We start from the raw sequence: 21119 nt of genomic DNA, 5'->3' as shown, positions 1-21119 counted from the left end.
GCATTTGCGGTCAGCGACGCCCGGGCCCTGTGCCCGGGCGTTGTCGTTTCAGGGGTTGAGACGCCAGTCGGCGGCGCTCTGCCCGGTGGCTTTGGCTGGTGACATATGCAGGCGCCGCAGCGCCCGCCGCAGGTGGTCTGGCTGCCAGTCACTCGCCGTGCCGTAGCAGGCGGCCTGCAGCGCGGCAACAGGCGCAGCCAACTGTTCAAGGATGTCGGCGCGCTGCGACGCCGGCAGGCTCGCCAGCCAGCGCTGCAGTGCATGAAGGACGGCCGTTGGCTGGCCGCGACCTAAGTCCCGCATCAGCGCGCGCTTGCGTTGCCAACGGGTGCCTTGAGCCGAGCAGGCCAGTGCGTTGGCGAGCAGCGCGATGACCGCTGCAATCAGCGCCAGATGTTGCCAGGCGCTGACCGTCGGCGCCGTTGTTGCGGCCGGCGCGCCAACCTGCAGACGCCGTGCCGGCAGACTCAACTGCAATAGCTGGCCGTTGCGGGTGTCGCGCCACTGCAGGGTCAGCGCCGGGATTTCCAGCGTGCCGCTTTCGAGCAGCAGATAGCGTACGTCTTCTTCACGCACGTAGCGCTGGATAACCCGCTCGCCCTGCTGGTCCAGCCGCGGCGGGCTGCGATAGATCCGCGTGCCGGGCACCGGGGTCAGCGGCAGCTCAGGCGGGAGCAGGGTTCCGGCGTCATCCAGCTCGATGCGCAGGCGGCGCAGCAGAATGTCGCCAACCTGCCACTCACTGCGCACCGGGGTGTAGCTCTCAGTCAGCCGCAGCTGCGCCGGCAGTGATGAATCCGCCTGCGCCGGACCAGCGTTGACGACAAAGTGCAGTGCGGGCAGCTTGAGTGTCTGTTCGCGTGGCTGGCGCTGTTCGTCAGCGTAGCGCACGGTGATCTGGCCCGGCTGCAGCTGATAGTCGCCGGGTGGCAGTGGTGCAAAGTGGTAGGTGCGCTCTATGCCGGCCCAGCTGTGGCCGTCGATGCGGGGGCTGAGGTTGCGGCTGGCCTCGGGGGCGGCCTGGTGGTGTTCGTCCAGCTGCAGGATCGGGAACTGCGGGGCGGCAAGGAAGTAGCTCGGGACCAGCAGCTGCAGTTGCAGCTCCAGCCCCTGTCCGCTGTGCAGGCCTGCGTCGGCGTTGCTCTGCCATTGCAGCCGTGGCTCGGCGGCCAGCGCGGGCAGCGTCAGCAGCAGTAGGCTGAGTAGCAGATAGGGCTTCATGGTCTCGGCTCCGCTGGTGCCAGCTGCATCAGCATGCGCCGTTTGAGATAGCCAGCCGGGCTGGCCTTGAGGTTGTCCAGCCAAAGCTCGGTCTGCTGCTCTCGGCTCTGCTGCTCGGTCGCCGCACCGTTGCGCTTGCGCTCCAGATCGTAGCGGATTTCATCCGGGTCCATGTCTCCGTCCTTGCCCTGCTGCTGCCGCTGCACGGCGATCAGCAGCAGGGCGCGCTCCAGGTTGTCCTGCGCCTCCTGCCATTGCGGCCGCTGGGCCAATGCCAGCTGGTAACGCTCGACGGCCTCACCGTAGCGCTGTTTGCAGCTCAGGGCGTTACCCTGGTTGTAGTAGTCCTCGGCGCTGATGCCCTGCTCGAAGGCGGCCAGTGCGGCCTCGCAGTCACCGGCGCGGTACAGCGCGACGCCGCGCCAGCGTGGATCGCTGAACAGCGCTGCGGCTTCGCTGTAGTTACCCTGGCGATACAGCTGCATGGCCTGTTGCTGTTCGCTGCGCCAGAGCCGCCACAGCTCCAGCTCGGCGGCCTCGCCGTGACTGGGTAACAACAACGGCAACAGTATCAGCGCCGGGGCGACGCTACGCAGGCGCAGTAGCAGTAGCACCGCGATTGGCCAGAGCAGCCACCAGCCACGGTCATGCCAGCGACTGTCGGGATCGGCCTGCCGGGCCAGCCGCTGACTGGCGTCGAGGGCGCGTAGCAGGGCCGGCAGATCACTGTCATCGTCACGCATCTTGATCACCGGAGAGTCGAGCCGGGCGGCCAGTTCGCTGCTGTCGCCGCCGGCGTCCCAGAGCAGACTGTGGCTGGCGGCCAGCGCAGCCTCGGCGCCGGACTCCACATCGGCGGTGACCAGCAGGCGCAGGTAGGGTTGCTCGGCACTGGCCTGCAGCTGGTCCATCTGCTCCAGCACCGCAGCGGTGTTGCGGCCGAGGCGGGGCATCAGGTCGGTACTCAGGCTGTCGAGGTAGAGCGTAAACAGCGCCGCATCGTCGGTGGGCGGTAGCAATAGATGCGCACTGCCGGCATAGGCGAGCAGTGCGTGACGGGCGCCGGGACGCTGGGCGAGCAGGTCGTGGATCTTCAATCTGGCGCGCTCAAGCCGTGATACGCCGCGCTCGCGCTGATTCATGTCGGTGCTCAGGTTGAGCGCGATCAGCAACGGCGCATGGCGCTCGGCAAAGGGCGGCGCTTCGCGGTCCCAGGTCGGGCCGGCAGCCGCCAGGCAGGCCAGCAACAATATGCTGACCAGTGCCGCGCTGCTGCCGCTACTGCGCCCGCCGGGGACCAGCAAAAACGGCAGCAGTTGCGGCGCAATCAGCCGCTGCCAGCTGGCTTTTAAGCGGGTGCGGCGCAGCCACCAGCCGAGCAGCAACAAGGGCGGCAGCGCGAGCAGCCAGAGCGGACGCAGAAAGTGCAGCGGCAGCCAGTCGATCATGCCGCCCTCCGTGGTAACGGCAGACTCAGCAGCAGGCGCAGCAGCAGCACTGCAATCATCGCGGCCAGTGGATACCAGTACAACGGCGTACGCGGCTGGAATTCGAGCCGTTGCTGCAGTTGCGGGGTCAGCCGGTCGAGCGCGTCGAAGGCGGCCGCCAGCTCGCGCTGGTTGCTGGCGTGCAGGTAGCGCCCGCCGGTAATAGCGGCAATGCGCTGCAGCTGTTCGGCATCGAGCCGTTGCTCGCCCTCGGCGTTGGGGTCACCGAAGCCGATGCTGTGGATAACGATGCCTTGATCGCGGGCGACCAGCGCGGCGTCGTCCGGTGACTTGCGGCTGCTGGTATCGCTGCCGTCGCTGAGCAGGATCATCACCCGCTCCGGGCTCTGGCTCTGCCGAAACAGACGAATGGCCAGGCCGATGCTGTCGCCCAGTGCGGTACGCGGCCCGGCAATGCCCGGCTGCAGTTCGGCCAGCAGCTGGCGCAGGGTGGCGTGATCCTGGGTGAAAGTGGCCTGGGTGTAGGGCTGATCGCCGAATACCAGCAGGCCGAGACGGTCGCCGGCGCGGCGCTGAACAAAGTCATCGACCACCTGCTGCACCGCCTGCAGCCGGGTGCGTCCGTCGCTGGTGTCGGTGTTCGCCATCGACATCGACGCATCTAACGCCAGTAACAGGTCACGCAGCGGCTGTTGCTTGACCAGCGGCGGTTCCAGCCGGCTGGGGGCGGCCAGTGCCAGCACCAGCAGGCACCAGGCCAGTGCTTCCAGCAGGGTTGCCAGCAGTCCGGCGCTGCTGCCGGCGGCGTTGGCCGGGGTCAGCCCAAGCGGGCCGGCCAGTTGGTGGAAGAAAGGCAGTCGCAGCGCGTCCTGGCGTTGTCGGGTGCCGGGCAGCCAGCGTTGCAGCAGCCAGGGCAGCGGCAACAGCAGCAGCAACCAGGGCAGGTCAAGGACGTACATGGTGTTGAATCCAGTAGCGGCTGTGCTCGAACAGCCGGACGCGAGCCTGCTCACTGAGGCTGGTGCAGCGTTCGGTGGGCCAATAGGCCAGCGCGCCCAGTTCAGCCGGCAGCGGGCGGTCGCTCTGCTGCTCCAGCCGCTGCAGCCAGGCGTCGCCGTGCAGGCTGGCGACGTGCTCACGCGGCCAGATCTGCAGCGCGGTGTGGCGCAGCAGCCGGGGGAGTTTCTGGAGTTGCTCGGGGTGTTGCCTGCAGCTGGCCTGCAACCGGTCGAGCTGGCGCAGGGCCTGCCGGCGGTAGGCGTTCTGCCGGTAGCGCTGGTAGCGGCGCAGCAGCAGCCATAGCGCGACCATCGCCAGCAGGATCAGCATGGTGCTGGCTGCGGGGGCCGGTGGCCAGGGCGAAATCGGCGGTGGCAGGGCCACATCGTGCAATGGCGGGATGACCAGATCAGCCATGCTCGCCTCCGAGCAGCGCGCGCAGCTGGTCCGCAGCGGGCTCCGCTGCCGACAGCGGCAGCACCGGAATGCGCAGCCCGGCCGGCCAGTCGAGAATCTGCTGCTGGCGCTGCCGGTGCAGGCGCTGCAAGGTCTCGCGTTGGCGGCTGCTGTCCAGGTTCAGGCGCATCTGCAGATCGCCGTCGCTGGCCAACAGTTCACCGCCGCTCGGCAGCTCGATCAGCAGCGGGTCCTGGGTCCAGCACAGCAGCAGATCGTTGTGTCGCCGCAGCGCTGCCAGCAGGTCGTGGGTTTCGTCGTTCAGACCGTTGAAATCGCTGATCAGGATCAGCAGGTGATCCTTGCCAGCCAGTCGGCGGGTGCGTTCGAGCATGGCGTTGAGCGCCTGCGGGTTGTCGCCGCGGTGACGCGCATGGAGTTGCTGGTTGAGGTCGCACAGACGGCCGAGCAGGTGCATGAAGGCGCGGTTGCCGCGCGCGGGCCGCAGTTCCTCGACGGTTTCATCGTTGAATAGCAACGCGCCGACCCGGTCATGGCGTTGCAGCGCGGCCCAACCGAACAGCGCGGCGGCTTCGGCGGCCAGTACCGACTTGGTCGTCCGGCGGCTGCCGAAGAACTGGTTCATGCGCTGGTCGACCAGCAGCAGCACCGGCTGGTCGCGTTCCTCGCTGTACAGCCGCAGAAATGGCCGGCGCAGCCGGGCGGTCACCTTCCAGTCGATTAATCGGGCGTCGTCACCGGGCCAGTAGGGGCGCAGCTCCTCGAACGACAGGCCGCGACCGCGCAGCCGGGTTTCATGGCGGCCCGAGAGTACACTGGCCGCCACCTGACGGGCGTGCAGCGGCAGCCCCCGGGCCTGCTCGCGCAGCGCACTGAGTTGTTCCAGGTCGACGTAGGCGGCCGACGACGGCTGCATGGTCAGGCGACAGCCACCAACTGCAGCAACCGCTGCAGCAGCGCATCGGCGGTCATGCCACCTGCTTGCGCTCGGTAGGACAGAATCAGTCGGTGGCGCAGTACCGGCAGCACCGCCTGCTGCACGTCTTCGGGCAGCACGAAGTCGCCACCGCGCAGCCAGGCGCGGGCACGGGCAACCCGATCCAGCGCGATGGCGCCACGCGGGCTGGCGCCGACTTCGACCTGCCCGGCCAGCGCCGGATCGAAGCGTTCGGGTTGGCGGGTGGCGCGCACCAGATCGACGATGTACTGCTCAATGGCCGGGCTGACGTGAATCCGGTCAACCTCGTGGCGAGCGGCCAGCACGGTCGCCTGCGCCATTTTCGGCTGCTCGGCCGGGCTGCCGCGGTCGTGTTCACCGCGCACTAGCTGCAGCATCGCCAGTTCGGACTGTTCGTCCGGGTAGTCAACCGTCAGGTGCATGAGAAAGCGGTCGAGCTGGGCTTCGGGTAACGGGTAGGTACCCTCCTGTTCGACCGGATTCTGGGTCGCCATGACCAGAAACAGCTCCGGCAGCGGGTGGCGCTGCCCGGCAACCGTGACCTGGCGCTCTTCCATCGCTTCCAGCAGCGCGGACTGAACCTTGGCCGGAGCACGGTTGATCTCGTCGGCGAGTACCAGATTGGCGAACAACGGGCCAGGGCGAAAGGTCAGGTGACCTTGCCCCAGCTCGCCGAGGTATTGCTCGGCGCCGGTGATGTCCGAGGGCAGCAGGTCCGGGGTGAATTGCAGGCGGACGAAGTCGGCCTCAAGGGAATGGCCGAGCTGCTTGATGGCGCGGGTTTTGGCCAGGCCGGGCAGCCCTTCGACCAGCAGATGGCCGTCAGCGAGCAGCGCCAGCTGCAGCCCCTCGATCAACGCCTGTTGACCGAGAATGCCATGAGCCAGCTGCACACCAAGTTGTTGGAATTGTTCTAGGTTGTCCATTCAGGACTCCAGGGTGCATGTCTGTCACGATCCTAGAGCGCTGACGAAAATGTTGCATGGCTTTTTATGACAATCTGCTATCTGTCGCTGCCATTGTGCTGTTGGCTCAATATCCGGACTGAATGACCTCAATGCCCTTGGCCAACACTTCACGCCAGGCGTGGCGGGTCTCCATGCTGGCTTGCCCGTCGTGCTGTTCAACCGTGTTGATCAGGGCATCGACCCAGTAGTTGTACAGGTGCGGCTGGATGTCGAGGTTTTCGCGCGAATGCGATTTCGCCAGCGCCTGCAGCTTGGTGGGCGGCAGCCCGCGGGCGAACAGCACCAGGTTGAGGATGCCCTGGCGCAGCAGCAGTTTCTGCGCCGGCATGTCGGTATTGGTGAATTTGGCACGGACTTCCGGCGAGCTCTGCAGGAACTGCTGGTAGAAGTCATCGAAAAAAGTGGCCGAGGCGCAGCAGCGGCCGTAGCTCTGCATGACAATGTCAGGGGCGTTCATGGTGCTCCTTCAGGTGCGGCGGGGTGACGCCGGAGCGCAAGTCTACCAGCTTGGCGAGCTTTGCTCGCTGCTGGCGTTTTGCCCTCGCGTCGCTCTGTGACGCGGGTTACAGTCCGTCGGCCGACCCCGGCACCCGTGCTGAAAAGTCAATCCGCCTAAAGTTGGAAGCGCTCCATCTGCTGACGCAGACTGACTGCCAGCTGGGCCAGCGCCTGACAATCGGCCTGACAGGCGCGTACTTCGTTGGCGGTGGCATGGGCGAGGTCGGCGATACTCTGCGCGTTGCGGGTGACCTCTTCGGTGACGCTGGACTGCTCCTCGGTAGCGGTGGCGACCTGGTGGTTGATGTCGCTGATCTGTTCCACCTGGCCGGCAATGGTCTGCAGCGACTCACCGGCCGTGCGGCTGGCTTCCACCCCGCTGGCGGTCGCGTCCTGCCCGGCGCGCATGGCGCTGACGGCCTGCTCGGCACGGCTCTTGAGCGACTCGATCATCTGCTGGATTTCGTCGGTCGAGGCCTGGGTGCGGCTGGCCAGGGTGCGCACCTCGTCGGCGACCACGGCAAAGCCGCGGCCCGACTCCCCTGCCCGCGCCGCTTCAATAGCGGCGTTCAGCGCCAGCAGATTGGTCTGCTCGGAAACGCTGCGAATCACCGTCAGCACCCGGTCGATGGAGGTGACCTGGTCGGCCAGTTCGGTCACTGAGTCGGCGGCGCGGCCAATGTCGGTGGACATGCGCTCGATCGCCTCGATTGAACGACCAACCACGGCCCTGCCCTCGACCGCTTCGGCCTGCGCGGCGCTGGAGCTGTGCGCAGCGCTGTTGGCGTTGCGCGCGATCTCCTGCACGGTCAGACCCATTTCGTGGGCAGCGGTAGCGACCAGGTCGGTCATTTCGTGTTGGCGCCCCGCGCGCTCGGCGGTGTTGTCGATCACCTGTGTCACCTGAGTCACCGCGCTGCTCAGCTGACGACTGGTGGTAAGCACATCGCTGATCAGCTGGCGCTGACTGGCGACGAAGGCGTTGAAGCCGCGGGCCAGTTCGCCCAGTTCGTCGTCACGCTTGTCATCCAGCCGTGCGTTCAGGTCGCCGCCGCCGGCCGAGATCGCCGCGAGTGCTTGCGACACCCGACGCAGTGGTTGCACCAGGCCGCGCACCAGCAGCGCCATCAGCGCCAGTGCGAGCAGTCCCACGGCACCTGCGATCAGGCTGGTGCGCAGCAGGGCGGCGCGGGCTTCGGCGTAGATTTCGTCTTCCGGCACCAGACTGACGAGGGTCAGACCAAGCCGTTGCAGCGGTTGCGCGTTGGCCAGCCAGGCTTCGCCATCACGCTGAAAGTGCACCGCGTCGCTACCGGCCACACGCAGCGCGCTAGCGGCCTCCGGGCTGGTCAGGTCACTGAGGCTACGGCTGTCGTTGAAGCTGGCGTTGGGGTGGACCTTGACCTGCTGATCGGCGCCGATCAGGAAGACCACGCCGCGCTCACCAAACTGAAAGCCGCCGATCAGCTCCGACAAGCTCTGCAGGCTGTAGCCCAGACCAGCGACGCCAAGGGTCTTGTCCTTGAGGGCAATACGCTGATTGATGAACAGCGTCGGCAGGCCCGAGGTCTTGTCGGTGTCAATTGAGGCGACCTGATCCTGGTCGCCGTCGACCAATGCATAAAACCAGCGGTCTGCCGGGTTGTTGCGGTCGAGTACCCGGACTTGGCCCTGCTCGGAGTAGAAGTTGCCGCTTTCCAGCACGGCGATGCTGGTGGTGAGTGCGTTCTGCTGCTGCTTGACGCCATCCAGATAGCGGGCGAAGGCACTCATCCGGATCGGGTTCTCGCCATAGGCCAGCCAGTCCTGCACCAGGCTATTGCCAGCGATGGCCTCGGTCGCCGAAATCGGTCCGGCCAGGGTGCGTTCCAGGTCGTTGCGAATGGCGCTGACCTGCGCGGGCAATGCCTGATTGATCAGATAGCGCTCGGTCATCTGCCGTAGCACCGAGGAGTAGATCAGCACCACAATCAGGGTGGTGACGCCCAGCGCGGCGCCCATACTGATGATCAGCTGCCATTGAATACTGCGTTTCCAAAGGGTCACAGGCTTACTCTCGACAAAGTCTGGCCGTCGCCGCAGGTGCTAGGGAAGCACTGATCAATTCCACACGCCCTCTGCGAGTGCTCAAGCATGCAGATGCAAGGCGCGATGTGCGGCCAATAGTGGTTCTATTGGCAAGCAGCGCAACGCAGTAGATGCATGCTTGAGCGCTCGCCCTACGGGGCGTTCAGGCTTGGCCGCACTCTGCGTTGTGATTTCTCGACAGGTCCAGACATGCCTTCGAAACCACGCCTTGATTGCACCCAACCTGAACGCCAGAGGGCATGTGGAATTGATCAGTGCTTCCCTAGGCCTGCGGATGGGCAACGGTCAGGGGGAGGTAGAGGGGCTGCGGTGACAGATGAGCCGGGCGAGTCGCCTGCAGCCCCGATAATCAGTCTTTCCAGAAGTCCTCGTGCACGCGGATGGATTCTTCTTCCAGCAGCGGGCCGATTACCTCGACGGCGCGCTGGCCGGACTCGAATACCGTGCGGCAGGGCAGATCCAGCGTCGGGTTTTCCGGATGGTTGCCAGTCATGTCCTTGAGGCGCTTTTCGCTGGCGCCGTAGACCACCCGGCCAACGCCGGCCCAGTAGACCGCGCCGGAGCACATGGCACAGGGTTCGGCGCTGGTGTACATGGTGCAGCCAGCCAGCACCTCGGGGCTGTAGGTGGTATTGGCGCGGGTCATCAGCACCCGTTCGGCGTGGCCGGTCATGTCGTGATCGGGCAGGAAGGCGTTCAACTGCTCCATCAGCACGTTACCGTCGGCGTCGACCAGAATGGCGGCGAACGGGTGGATGCCTTGTTTGCCGGCTTCTTCGGCCAGGCGGAAGCTTTCACGCAGAAAATGAATATCGCGTTCGGTATGACTCACGGGGGGTGTCCTTGCTTGTATCTTGAAGGCCGGCGGCGCAGGCACCGCCGGCTGTTATCACTTCTTCTTCGGCAGGCTCCAGGCGAAGAAAATCTGTTGGGTCCACTGCACCGACTTGAACAGCAACAGGCTGACGGCGGCGAGGAAGAACAGTCCGGCAAAGGCCTGCGGAATCTTGAAGAACGAGGTCGAGAACTGGATGAAGTAACCGAGCCCTTCTTCGGCGGCGACAAACTCCGCCACCACCGCGCCGATAATCGCCAGGGTGATCGCCACCTTGAGACCGCTGAAAATGTGCGGGATCGCATAGGGAATGCGGATTTGCCAGGTTTCCCGGCGGGTCGGTGCGTCCAGCGAGCGGCTCAGTTCGATCAGTTCGGCCGGCGTCTCGTTGATCCCGGTGGCGGTCGAGACCACCAGCGGGAAGAAGGTCAGCAGGCAGGTGATCAGCACCCGTGACGGATCGTCCGAGCCCATCATGACGATGATCAGCGGCGCCACTGCGACCACCGGGGTGGATTGCACTACCACCAGCATCGGATACAGGGTGCGCGAGAGCAGCTCCGAGCGCATCATCGCGATGGCCAGCGGAATGCTGATCACGATCGACAGGGCAAAGCCCATCAGCGCCACCCGCAGGGTCGCCCACAGGTGCATCATCCAGCGGCTGAATTCGACGTCGAAGAACGCCTTGGCGATCTCGCTCGGTGCCGGCAGCACGTAGGTCGGCAGCTCGAACACGCGGCAGACCAGTTCCCAGAGCACGATCAGGCCGACAAAGAACAGCCACGGCGACAGGTTCAACAGCAGCGCGCGACGCGCGGTGGCGTCAGTGGGCGTCTGGCTCATAGATGTGTTTCCTTATGCGGTCAGTCAGCTCACTGAAGCGGGGCAATTTGATGGTATTCGCACTGCGCGGACGGGGCAGGTCGACCTCGATCAGATCGAGCACGCTGCCCGGCCGCTTGCTCATCACCAGCACGCGGTCGGCGAGCAGCACCGCCTCGGAGATCGAGTGGGTGATAAACAGCACGGTTTTCGGATTTTCGTCCCATATTTTCAGCAGATCGAAGCCGATCTGCTCGCGGGTCATTGCATCTAGTGCCGAGAACGGTTCGTCCATCAGCAGAATATCGGGGTTGAGCAGCAGCGCGCGGACAATGCCGACCCGCTGCTGCATACCGCCGGACAGTTCGTCCGGCATCTTGTCGGCGAAGGCCTCCAGACCGGCCATCGCCAGCAGTTCGTTGGCGCGCTTCTCGTCCTGGGGCGAGTAGCGACCAAACTTGTGCTTGAGCGGGAACAGCACATTCTTGCGAACAGTCAGCCACGGCAGCAGGGTCGGCTTTTGAAACACGATGCCAACGTCGTCACGGGGGCCGTCTACCTGCTTGCCGAAGACGCTGACTGTGCCTTCGCTTGGAACCAGCAGACCCGAGACCATGCGCAGCAAGGTGGACTTGCCGCAACCGGAGGGGCCTACGACCGCCACAAACTCGTGGCGGTTGATGTCGAGGTCGATGTTTTGCACCGCCATCGGACTGCCGGGGGTCGGGTCATAGCGATGACCGACCCCTGACATCCGCACGAAAGCGCGTTCGCTAGTGTGCTCCATGGTTACTCCGCTACAGGCATGAAGTCGCGGTTGACGATGGTTTCTGGATCCAGCGAGTCAACACTCAGTTCGTTGGCCCGGGCGACCCACTCCCAAGTGGAGGCGATGCGCTCGGGGGTCATGGTGCCCAGTCCATCGGCTTCGCTGATTTCGTTGAAGGTCAGCGGCATGGAGTCGCCGATCTGGGCGGTCGCTACGGCGGCGTCGACTTCCGGCACCATGGTGTGCAGGTCAGCCGCGGCCAGTTCCGGATGCTCGTGGGTGAAGCGAACCGACTTGTCGTAGGCGCGCATAAAGCGCTTGGCCACGTCTGGACGCTCGCTGAGGAAGCGGTCTGCAGCGACGACCGCGGAGCTGTACAGCGACAGGCCGGCGTCAGACCAGCGGATCACGTTGATGTCCTTGCCAGCGGCCGCCGCCTGTTGCTTGAACAGCGCAATGTTGGTGACCCAGGCGATGATCGCGTCGGTGTTGCCGGTTACCAGCATCGGACCCAGTGCACCCGGATCGGACTTGGTCAGGCTGACCGCGTCGGCGGGCATGTCGTTGGCTTCCAGCACCAGCGGCAGAAACGCGTTGGAGGAGGTGAACGGCGAGGTTGCGACCTTCTTGCCGGCAATATCGGCGAAGGTGTTGATACCGCTGTCCGACAGGGCGAAGAAGGCGTGCGGGCCCTGGTTGAAGATCATGTAGACGGCGCTGACCGGCACGGTGTCCTGCGCGCGGGCAGCCATCAGGGCACCGATATCGGCGCTGCCGATGTCGGCCTGACCGGTAGCGATTTTGGTAATTGCATCGGTTGAGCCACGGCCACTGGCAACCGAGACTTCCAGGCCTTCTTCAGCGAAAAAGCCCTGCTGAATACCGGCGTAGACCGGAGCTTTGTCGCCCCCCGGCAGCCAGTCCAGTTGGTAGGTAACCTTGTCGGCTGCAGCGGCGAACCCGCTGGCAGACATGGCGATGACCATCGCCAGTACGCCGGACGCTTTTTTCAACATGAGTCATTCTCCAGAGTGATGTGCTTGGCTTTCTTATCCTGACCAGTTGGGCAGGTTTTGTTTCTCTTCAGCAATTTGCGGGCCAGCATTTTCAGAATGGCCATAATTGGCTGGAAGCCCCTTGTTTTAAGGGGCTTGGCCCTGGGCCGAGGAAGGCACGAACGACGCGTTTGAATTCCTGACCAAACGCATCGCTCGCTTTTGGTGCGGTGTGAACCAGAGTCGTGCGCCGGTTCAGCTGGCGGGTGACGCGTCCTCCGGTGCAGCACGGCGGTTGCGTAAGACTTGGCGGCGGTCGGCCAACCCGACCACCAGAATACCCAGCGCAATCAGGGCAAAGCCGGTCAGATCGCTGCGGGTCGGAACCTCATGCAAGAACCACGCGGCCGACAGCATGCCGACCGCCGGCACCGAGGCCGAGCTGAGTGACAGGCTGACCGCCGGCAACGAGCGAATCGCCGCCACCTGTGCTGCCACGCAGATGCCGGAGGCGATCGCCCCGCTGAATACCAGCATCCAGACAAAATTGGGCTGCCAGTCGATCTGTCCGGGGTCTTCCACCAGCAGTGCCAGCGGCAACAGCGCCAACACTGAGGTCAGCAGCTGCCAGGGGATCAGCGACAGCACGTCGCCCTGCCAGTGATGTCGCCGCACATGAATCAGCCCGGCAGTCCAAAGGATGGTGCCGAGCATGATCAAGCCGCCGCCGATAAACACCTCGTGGTTGCTCCAGTCGATGCTCAAGGGGTTGAACACGGTCAGCAGGCCAGCGAGCCCCAGGCCGACGCCGATGGCGCGCGGCAGGGTAAAGCGCTCACCGAGAAACAGCGCTGCCGCCGGCACCACCCAGATCGGCGTGGTATAGGCCAGAATCGCCGCTCGTCCGGCCGGCAGGTATTGCACGCCGAGGGTCACCAGAGTGATGAAGGCCATGTTCTGCAACACGCCGACCGACAGCAGCACCGGCAGGTCGGCCCGTCGTGGCAGGCGCAGCACGCCGAGCGCGGCGGCGATGATGAACATCGCCACCGTGCCCAGCGCCATACGCATGCAGGTGAACAGCATCGGCGGGCTGTTGGCCAGCCCAAGCTTGAGGATCGGAAAGTTCAGCCCCCAGCCGAGGGCGTTGAAGCACAGCAGCAGGTAGCCCAGGCCGAAGGCGTAGCTGTGGCCGCCGGTGTGCCCGGCGGCCGGTGACCGCGCCACCTCAGTGCTCCACTTCGAGGGCGCTTTCGTGCCAGTTGCGCAGCGCGCGGTCGGACAGCCAGACCATCAGCGCAAACAGCGCGATGCCGGTCAGGGTGATCAGCAGCAGCGCGGCGAACATCCGCGGAATCTGCAGGTTGTAGCCTGATTGCAGGATCATGTAGGCCAGCCCGGCCTTGGCCCCGCCGGTACCGGCAACGAACTCGGCGACGACCGCACCGATCAGCGCCAGCCCCGAGCTGATGCGCAGGCCGCCGAAGAAGTACGGCAGCGCGCCCGGAATGCGCAGACGGGTCAGCTCCTGCCAGCGGCTGGTGCGGTACATGCGAAACATGCTGAGCAGGTTGGGATCAACGCTGCGCAGGCCCAGAGTCGTGTTGGAGATGATCGGGAAGATGGCAATGATCACCGCGCAGACCGTCAGCGCCCAGGTGGTGTCGTCCACCCAGATGATGATCAGCGGCGCAATTGCGACCACCGGCGTTACCTGCAACAGCACCGCGTAGGGGAACAGGCTCAGCTCAATCCATTTGCTTTGCACGAACAGCAGTGATGCCGCGACGCCCAGCACCACGGCGATGGCGAACGCCAGGAAGGTCACCTTGAGGGTGATGAAGAGCGCGCCGAGCAGCGGCCTCCAGTCACTGATCAGGGCTTTGAAGATCTCCGCCGGCCCCGGCAGGATGTACTTGGGCATTTCCAGCGCCTGCACGGCGATTTCCCAGAACAGCAGAAACAGCACGCCAACAGCGAGCGGCGCAGCGACCTTGACGAAGGTCTCGTTGTGGATCAGCGGCGTGCTCATGCCTTGATCTCCTGTGGCTGACCCATCGCGCTGGCGCGTTCCAGCGCCTGCGACACCTGACGGCAGTAGCCGGCAAATTCGGTCGAGACGCGGAAGTCGGCACTGCGCGGAAAGGGTTGATCGATGCTGATGTCGTCGACGATGCGGCCAGGGCGAGCGGCCATCACCACCACTCGGCTGGACAGATAGACCGCCTCGTAGACGCTGTGGGTAACGAAGACGATGGTCCAACCGTTTTTCTGCCAGAGCTTGAGCACGTCGTCGTTGAGCTTGTTGCGGGTCATCTCATCAAGCGCGCCGAAGGGTTCGTCCATCAGCAGCAGGTTGGGTTCGGTGACCATGGCGCGGGCAATCGAGGCACGCATCTGCATGCCGCCGGACAGCTCCCGCGGGAAGGCATTGTCGAAGCCCTTGAGGCCGACCATTTCGAGCGCGTCGTCAATCTTGCGCTCCACGTCTGCGCCGCTCTGGTGCTCCAGGTCCAGCGGCAGGCGTACATTGTTGCGCACCCGTGCCCAGGGCATCAGGGTCGCGTTCTGAAACACGAAGGCCAGCTTGCGGCCCTTGTCGCCAACTACATCAATGCCCTGTTCCCAGAACCTGACGGTGCCGGTGGTTACCTCACCAAGGCCGGCCATGATCCGCAGCAGGGTGCTCTTGCCGCAACCTGAGGGGCCGAGCAGGCTGACGAATTCGCCCTGGCGGACAGTCAGGTCCGCCCCTTTCAGGGCAACGGTGCCGTTGGCGTAAATCTTGTTGACGCCTTCGACCTGCAGTACCGGGCGTGAGCTGGTGCTGCCGTCGCTGTTGTCCGCGTCGGCCATCGGCTCCGTTTGGGGGCCGGGCTTGATAGGCGTCACTCTTGAGGAAGTCATGCGGGTCTCCCGTGGGCGGCCCGCAGGCGGGCCGCCAGCTGGTAAAAAGAATCAGGGCAGAACGGGTTCGGCGGGCAGGTAGTCGAGGCTGTAGACGCTGTGAATGTCCAGGTCCTCGGTGGTCAGACCGGCTTCGAGCATGAAGTCATACAGCTTGGCCCAGCGGGCGTCGGTCATTACGCCGATACCGCGGGTAGCTGCGTCACCACCGGTGACCAGACCGTACTCCTGCATCTTGGCGATGCCGTAGGCAATCTGCTCGTCGGTCATTTCCGGATTGGCTTCCTTGATCAGGGCGTTACCCGGTGCCGGATCCTTGAAGTAGCTGGCCCAGCCTTCCATGCTTGCCTGCACGAAGCGACGGACCAGATCGGGGTTTTGCTCGATCATCTGGTCGGTGGTTTCAATGGTGGTTGCGTAGGCCGGATAGCCGTAGTCAGCCAGCAGGAATACGGAGGGTTTCACACCGGCCTGTTCCATCGCGAAGGGCTCGGAGGACAGATAGCCCTGCTGAACGATGCTGTCGTCAGCCAGGAACGGCGCCACGCTGAAGGTATACGGGCGGATCATGTCGTCGGTGTAGCCGTACTTGGATTTCAGCCAGGGCCAGAAGGTGGTGTTGGCAAATGCCGCGATGTAGACCGGCATGTTGCGCTCCTTGATCTGCTCAAGCGAGGTCACGTCCGAGTGGGCGATCAGCGCCTGCGGGTCACCCTGGAAGGCGGCAGCCACGGTTTTTACCGGCAGGCCTTCCATCACGGCTTTGACGTTGCCGATCGGGTAACCCATGGAGAAGTCGCGTTTGCCAGCCACCAGCAGCTGCATGCCGTTGACCTGCGGGCCGCCCATCTCGATAGAGACATCGAGACCGTATTTTTCATACAGACCGGTGGCCTTGGCCTGATAGAAACCGCCGTGCTCGGCCTGGGCGTACCAGTTGGTGCCGAAGACAACGTGCTCCAGGTCGGCGGCCATCAACGGCGCAGACAGACTGCTGGCAAGCACGGCGCCGGCCATGCCGAGCAGTGCAGACGACTTCAGGTTCTTGCGGGAGTGGCGCATGTGGTGCTCCTTCGATTCAGTGATAGCTGACCAGTTATTCAATATTTGCTATCCAGCAAGCGCCGTGCCACATGCCTGTAAGGCCCGGTTTTACATTTCCTGATCAGTTGGTCAGCAAAAATCGTGCACCGCATTGCGCCCTTTGCATGCACCGCTGCACCCCAAATGCACACGCACAGCGACATTTCGTCGCAAGCCCACTGCGAATGGGGCGAAATGGGCAACTGGTATAAAACCTGCTTTGGCTCAGGCAGGGAATTTCCGGGCCGAGAGAACCTCCTGGATCAGACTCCTGAGTCAAGATGACGCTCCTCTGTCATAACGCCGCCCTGGCGTACGGTTCTCATCCGTGAAAGAGGAATCACCATGTCTGCGTCAACCGCATATCTGGTATTGCAAGGCGGCCGGGTGCTCGACCCGGCTTCAGGGCTGGATGCCGTCGCTGATGTTGTGGTGCGGGATGGCACCATTGTTGAAGTAGGCGCCAATGCGGCGGCCAATCACCCCACTGCCAAGGTGCGCGATGTCAGCGGCCATCTGGTTACGCCGGGGCTGATCGACATCCACACCCACTGCTACCCGGGCCTGGGTGACTTCTGTCTGCCGACCGACCTGATGGGCGTCGACTCCGGTGTACCGGTGATTGTCGATGCCGGCACTGCCAGCACCACCATCATCGAGCTGGCGCGCAAGGCGATCATTGATCACCCGGATACCAAGACCAAGGTGTTCGCGCTGATGGATCCGTCGCAGATCTATCTGGCGAACAAGAGTTTCATCTGCCATTACCTGCGTATCGCCGGTGACGAGCGCAATATCGACATCGAAGCCGCCAAGGCGGTGGTGGATGCCAACCGCGACGTGATTGTCGGCTTCAAGGTGCGCCCCACTATCACCGACAACCCGGACCGCTCACCCTTCCTGGATGCCGCTCACGCCATCGCCCCGGACCTGCCGGTCATGATTCACCTCGGTTCCTTCCCGCACACCCCGGTGCTGGACACTAACAAGCTGCTTTATCAACTGCGCAAGGGCGACATCATCACCCACGCCTGCCGCGGCGGCGGCGGTCAGCTCGATGCGCAAGGCGAGCCGACCAAGCCATTCATCGACGCCTACGAGCGCGGCGTGCTGCTGGACATCGGCCACTCCGCCGGTGACTTCCACTTCCGTACCGCACGGCGGATGATCGAGCGCGGCTACATGCCTAGCACCATTTCCACTGACCTCAACGTGTTCAACGTCGACGGTCCGGTATTCTCGTTGTCGACCACCATGTCGAAGATCTGGGCGCTGGGCGTGCCGCTGATCGAGATCATCCGCATGAACACCGTCAACGCCGCCGCCGCAATCAAGCGTGGTGAGGAATACGGTGAGCTGAAAGTGGGCCGCAGCGCCGAGGTCAGCGTGCTGCGCATCGAAGAAGGTACCGTGCAACTGAGCGACGGCCATGAAACCATCGAAGCCAGCCGCCGCTTGCGCGCGGTGGGCTGTCTGCGCGCCGGCACCTGGCATGATGCCGTACACGACCTCAAGAGCGCACCGGATGCGCTGCAGGAGGCCGTGTGACGGCCGTCGCCGCACTGGCGGCGGTGGATTCCACGCAGTTTTACGAGCAGTTGGTGGCTGATCTGGCGGCCCGCCGCGAGGCGTTGTCGGAAGCGGAACAGAGCTTTGGTGGCTATGCCCCGCTTGGCCGTGAGGAGCTGATCGAATGGCTGCAGTTCCAGTGCTGGTACGAGCGTGAAGCGGCTGGCTTCATTGGCTCCTGGCTGCGTGATACGCCCGAGAGCGAGGTATTTGTCGGCCTTTGCCGGCAGGTCGCTGACGAGGGCAAGCACTATAAGCTGCTGGCCTCGCATCTGCAGTCGCTCGGTGCTTCGATGGACGGCTGGAAGCCGGAACCGGAGTGGGTCGCCTGGGTCAGCGAGTTCTACGCAGCTGGTGACGACACACTGGAGCGTATTGCTGCGCACAACATCACTGGGGAACTGGGCGCGATTAATGCCTTTGAAGGTATTCTGCCGCGCATCCCGGAGGCCACTCAGGCGGTGCTCGCCAAAATCACCCCGGACGAGAAGTTTCACGTCTCCCTCGGGCGCATGGCGGTACAACGTTTCGCCACCACGGCTGACCGGCAGGAGCGTGTCACCAAGCGGGTGTGGGATGCCTTCGAACTGGAGCAGAAAGGCCGTCTGGCCTTCGAGCGCAGGTTGCGTGAAAAGGCCATCGCCCGCGACAGCATCGCCGCGCTGCCGAGCAGTGACAAGCCGCAGTGGATCTGTCAGGTGTGCGGCTGGATCTACGACGAAACCGTCGGTGATCCGGACTCCGGCATCGCCCCCGGCACCCGCTTCGAGGATATCCCGGACGACTGGATGTGCCCGGAATGTCTGGTAACCAAGGATGATTTTGTCTTGCTCAGCGTGTGAGCGAGCGGGAACTGAAAAAGGCGGCCTTCGGGTCGCCTTTTTTGTGCGCATGATTTGTCGAGCAACATTCGCCACCCGGGCACAGCATGCTGTGCCCGAGGCCAAAATTGCACGGCCCCTCGTTTGATCGTTCCCACGCTCCGCGTGGGAACGCATGCCGGTACATCACAACGGCGACAACGCCCCATCCTCATGCTCGGCCAGCCATTCGGCGCGGCGTTCCAGCAGGGCGCGGCAGGCGCGTTCGGCGTCGCTCATGTAGCGCGGTAGGTCGCCGTTGAGTAGTTGCTGGTCCTGCATGACGATGCGCCCGGCGACCATGGTCATGCAGACGTCGCCACCCAGCGCCCCATGCACCAGATTGTGGTGCACGTTCATGAACGGGCCGTCGGTGAGGAACGGCGTCATGCGCGGGGTGTCGGCGCGTACGGCGATGATGTCGGCCTGCTTGCCGGGCTCCAGTGAGCCGATCTGGTCGTCCATGCCGATGGCGCGGGCGCCTTCGATGGTGGCGCTGCGCAGCACGTTCCAAGCGCCGTAGGCGGCGGCATCCATGCAGCGCAGTTTGGCCAGCAGCGAGGCGATCTTGATCTCCTCCAGCATGTCCAGATTGTTGTTTTCCTTCTCGCCATCGGTGCCGATACCGACCGCCACGCCAGCGGCAATCAACTGCTCGATGGGGGCCGAGCCGCTCGCCAGTTTCATGTTGCTCGACGGGTTGTGCGCGACGCCGATGTTCTTCTCGGCCAGCAGCGCGATTTCGTCGCCATCCAGCCAGACGCAGTGGGCCAGCAGCACGCGCTCGGGTTCGAGCAGGCCGAGTTGTTCCAGCGCGCGAATCGGGCTGCAGCCAAAGCGCTTCATGGCTTCGCCGATTTCCGCTTCCGCTTCGTTGGAGTGGGTATGCAGACCGGTGTTGTAGCGCTCGCACATGGCGACCGCGCGGCGGCACGCCTCCGGTGTGGCGTAGTACATGTGTTCCAGCCCGACCCAGACGTTGATGCGGCCATCGGCCTTGCCATGCCATTGCTGGATCAGCGCCTCGTTGTCATCGAGCGTATCGAAGTAGTCGTAGCCTTCGGCCTCGCCAACGTAGGGCACCATCACTACACGGTTGCCAAGGGCTTCGGCGGCGCGGGCGGAGCCGGCCATGTAGCGCCACATGTCGACCGAAGTGGTAGTACCGGACAGCAGGCTTTCGGCATAGCACAGCCAGGAGGCGATCTCGGCGTCCTCGGCGGTCAGTACGCGGTGCATCGGGTCGATGAACAGCCGCAGCCAATCCCACACCGGCAGGTCTTCAGCTGTACCACGCAAAAAGCCCGAGTGGCTGTGGGTATTGATCAGGCCGGGCAGCAGCACGGCCTGACCGTAATCGATCAGTTCGGCCTCGGGGGCCAGGGTGCGAATCTCGTCGAGCGGGCCGACGGCGGCGATGCGGTCGGCCTCCACCAATACGGCGCCGTGCTGCAGCACCGGGTTGTCGGGGGTCATCGGCAGAACGATGGCGGCGGTCAGGATGCGCCGGGTTGCGGGCGCATTGGCCTCAAGTGTCATTACGGATGCCTCTGTAGAAGTAAAAAAGCCGACGCGCGAAGGCGTCGGCGTGGGCGTGCTTAGTTGGCAGCGCCGCGAGCGGCCTCGGGATACTCGGCCATCATCGCCTTGATCGCATCAGTGCCGATGAAGCGAGTGGTAAAAGCCTTGGTGTAGTCGGTGTCTGCGTCGAGCAGATCGAGGGACTTGAGCTGTTCGCTGATGTCTTTCCAGCGAGCGTCGGTCATGGCACCAATGCCCAACTCCAGCGCATCACCGGAAACCAGCATGGCGCGCGAGGTGATCGCGTCGAACGAGTAGGCCAGTTGCTCGGGCGTCTGGTTGGCATCCAGCCGGTTGATCTCGATGTTGGTTGCCGCAGGATCAGTCAGGTAACGGTACCAGCCCTCAACCGAGGCATTGACAAAGGATTCCACCAGCTCGGGGCGGTTCTCGACGGTATCGGTGGTGGTGACGATCAGGGTCGAGTAGGAGTTCCAGCCATAGTCGGACAGCAAGAACAGGTTGGGGTCGATACCCGCCTGCTTGACTACGAACGGCTCTGCGCTGATGTAGCACTGCTGGATCACGCCGGTATTGGCGATGAACGGCCCCATCTGGAAGGTATAGGGGCGTATCTGCTCATCGGTGTAGCCATATTGCGACTTCAGCCATGGCCAGAATGACTGATGCGCATCCTGCGACAACAGAATCGGCTGGCCCTTGAGGTCCTCCAGACTGTCGTGGCCAACGCCCTTGTGGGTCATGATGGCCTGCGGGTCTTTCTGGTAAAAGGCGGCGACTGCGACGATTGGCAGCCCTTGAGAAATGGCTTCGAGAATCTGCCCGCTGGAGTGCAGCATGACAAAATCGGCTTTGCCGGCCAGCAGCAGCTGTAGGTTGTTGACCTGCGGGCCGCCCGGCTCCTGTTCTACCTCAAGACCGTATTTTTCGTAGGTGCCGTCCACGGCTGCCTGATACCAGCCACCGTGCTCAGCTTCCGGAAACCAGTTGGTTCGATAGCTGACCTTTTCCAGCGCTGATGCAGCGAGCGGCATGGCCAGAAGAGCGGAACCCAGCAGTGCTGCTATGGCTTTTTGGCCTGCGCGCTGACGAAATGAAGAATGTGCTGCACGTGTTGCCTTGTTCATCAAGTACCCC

General features: G+C 64.0%; 20 protein-coding genes. 2 read left to right on the top strand and 18 right to left on the bottom strand.

Annotation, left to right across the window (positions count from 1 at the left end; genetic code table 11):
• Positions 1 to 48: 48 nt before the first annotated feature.
• The 16 genes from ACKPCU_RS02145 to ACKPCU_RS02070 all read right to left on the bottom strand — a co-directional run bounded on the left by ACKPCU_RS02145 (position 49) and on the right by ACKPCU_RS02070 (position 15990).
• Positions 49 to 1221, bottom strand: coding sequence for a hypothetical protein (locus ACKPCU_RS02145; RefSeq protein ID WP_321349524.1), 1173 nt, complete (start codon positions 1219 to 1221; stop codon positions 49 to 51).
• A complete protein-coding gene (locus ACKPCU_RS02140; protein WP_321349521.1) occupies positions 1218 to 2669 on the bottom strand; it encodes a VWA domain-containing protein in 1452 nt (483 codons plus the stop codon). Before ACKPCU_RS02140 ends, ACKPCU_RS02145 begins: the two co-directional genes overlap by 4 nt.
• On the bottom strand, positions 2666 to 3628 hold the full coding sequence (locus ACKPCU_RS02135; RefSeq protein WP_321349519.1) for a VWA domain-containing protein: 963 nt from the start codon (positions 3626 to 3628) through the stop codon (positions 2666 to 2668). Before ACKPCU_RS02135 ends, ACKPCU_RS02140 begins: the two co-directional genes overlap by 4 nt.
• A complete protein-coding gene (locus tag ACKPCU_RS02130) occupies positions 3615 to 4085 on the bottom strand; it encodes a DUF4381 domain-containing protein (RefSeq protein WP_321349518.1) in 471 nt (156 codons plus the stop codon). The genes ACKPCU_RS02135 and ACKPCU_RS02130 overlap by 14 nt, the downstream gene beginning before the upstream one ends.
• Positions 4078 to 5001 (bottom strand): DUF58 domain-containing protein, encoded by a 924-nt coding sequence (locus ACKPCU_RS02125; protein WP_321349515.1) that lies wholly within the window; start codon positions 4999 to 5001, stop codon positions 4078 to 4080. Before ACKPCU_RS02125 ends, ACKPCU_RS02130 begins: the two co-directional genes overlap by 8 nt.
• A gap of 2 nt (positions 5002 to 5003) precedes the next feature.
• Entirely contained in the window at positions 5004 to 5969 is a 966-nt protein-coding gene (locus ACKPCU_RS02120) for an AAA family ATPase (RefSeq protein WP_104736788.1), read from the bottom strand.
• 106 nt (positions 5970 to 6075) lie between these two features.
• Positions 6076 to 6468 (bottom strand): globin, encoded by a 393-nt coding sequence (locus ACKPCU_RS02115; RefSeq protein ID WP_321349512.1) that lies wholly within the window; start codon positions 6466 to 6468, stop codon positions 6076 to 6078.
• 155 nt (positions 6469 to 6623) lie between these two features.
• Positions 6624 to 8555 carry a methyl-accepting chemotaxis protein gene (locus tag ACKPCU_RS02110; protein WP_321349510.1) on the bottom strand — a complete coding sequence of 644 codons (1932 nt, stop codon included), beginning with the start codon at positions 8553 to 8555 and terminating at the stop codon, positions 6624 to 6626.
• Between the two features lie 391 nt (positions 8556 to 8946).
• The gene (locus tag ACKPCU_RS02105) at positions 8947 to 9429 is read right to left on the bottom strand and encodes a nucleoside deaminase (protein ID WP_321349508.1); all 483 of its coding nucleotides are present in this window, start codon (positions 9427 to 9429) and stop codon (positions 8947 to 8949) included.
• Between the two features lie 57 nt (positions 9430 to 9486).
• Positions 9487 to 10278, bottom strand: coding sequence for an ABC transporter permease (locus tag ACKPCU_RS02100; protein WP_321349506.1), 792 nt, complete (start codon positions 10276 to 10278; stop codon positions 9487 to 9489).
• The gene (locus ACKPCU_RS02095) at positions 10259 to 11044 is read right to left on the bottom strand and encodes an ABC transporter ATP-binding protein (protein WP_104736793.1); all 786 of its coding nucleotides are present in this window, start codon (positions 11042 to 11044) and stop codon (positions 10259 to 10261) included. Before ACKPCU_RS02095 ends, ACKPCU_RS02100 begins: the two co-directional genes overlap by 20 nt.
• Before the next feature lie 2 nt (positions 11045 to 11046).
• A complete protein-coding gene (locus ACKPCU_RS02090; protein ID WP_321349504.1) occupies positions 11047 to 12042 on the bottom strand; it encodes an ABC transporter substrate-binding protein in 996 nt (331 codons plus the stop codon).
• 234 nt (positions 12043 to 12276) lie between these two features.
• Positions 12277 to 13248: a DMT family transporter gene (locus ACKPCU_RS02085; protein ID WP_321349502.1), complete on the bottom strand. Its 972-nt coding sequence runs from the start codon at positions 13246 to 13248 to the stop codon at positions 12277 to 12279.
• Between the two features lies 1 nt (position 13249).
• Positions 13250 to 14053, bottom strand: a complete 804-nt coding sequence (locus ACKPCU_RS02080; protein WP_321349500.1) for an ABC transporter permease — start codon at positions 14051 to 14053, stop codon at positions 13250 to 13252.
• Positions 14050 to 14928, bottom strand: coding sequence for an ABC transporter ATP-binding protein (locus ACKPCU_RS02075; RefSeq protein WP_229744308.1), 879 nt, complete (start codon positions 14926 to 14928; stop codon positions 14050 to 14052). Before ACKPCU_RS02075 ends, ACKPCU_RS02080 begins: the two co-directional genes overlap by 4 nt.
• A gap of 51 nt (positions 14929 to 14979) precedes the next feature.
• Complete coding sequence (locus tag ACKPCU_RS02070; protein ID WP_104736797.1) at positions 14980 to 15990, bottom strand: ABC transporter substrate-binding protein; 1011 nt, start codon at positions 15988 to 15990, stop codon at positions 14980 to 14982.
• Between the two features lie 366 nt (positions 15991 to 16356).
• Between ACKPCU_RS02070 and ACKPCU_RS02065 the strand changes: the two genes are divergently transcribed.
• Complete coding sequence (locus ACKPCU_RS02065) at positions 16357 to 17559, top strand: amidohydrolase/deacetylase family metallohydrolase (RefSeq protein ID WP_321349497.1); 1203 nt, start codon at positions 16357 to 16359, stop codon at positions 17557 to 17559.
• A complete protein-coding gene (locus ACKPCU_RS02060; RefSeq protein WP_321349495.1) occupies positions 17556 to 18422 on the top strand; it encodes a rubredoxin in 867 nt (288 codons plus the stop codon). The genes ACKPCU_RS02065 and ACKPCU_RS02060 overlap by 4 nt, the downstream gene beginning before the upstream one ends.
• 165 nt (positions 18423 to 18587) lie before the next feature.
• Here ACKPCU_RS02060 and ACKPCU_RS02055 read toward each other — a convergent pair whose 3' ends face one another.
• Positions 18588 to 19979 carry an amidohydrolase family protein gene (locus tag ACKPCU_RS02055; protein ID WP_321349494.1) on the bottom strand — a complete coding sequence of 464 codons (1392 nt, stop codon included), beginning with the start codon at positions 19977 to 19979 and terminating at the stop codon, positions 18588 to 18590.
• 59 nt (positions 19980 to 20038) lie between these two features.
• Entirely contained in the window at positions 20039 to 21109 is a 1071-nt protein-coding gene (locus ACKPCU_RS02050) for an ABC transporter substrate-binding protein (protein ID WP_104736800.1), read from the bottom strand.
• Positions 21110 to 21119 lie beyond the last annotated feature (10 nt).

This window comes from Halopseudomonas oceani (genome assembly GCF_963677335.1).
Classification (GTDB): Bacteria; Pseudomonadota; Gammaproteobacteria; order Pseudomonadales; family Pseudomonadaceae; genus Halopseudomonas; species Halopseudomonas oceani.
This window is presented reverse-complemented; position numbering and strand designations above follow the sequence as displayed.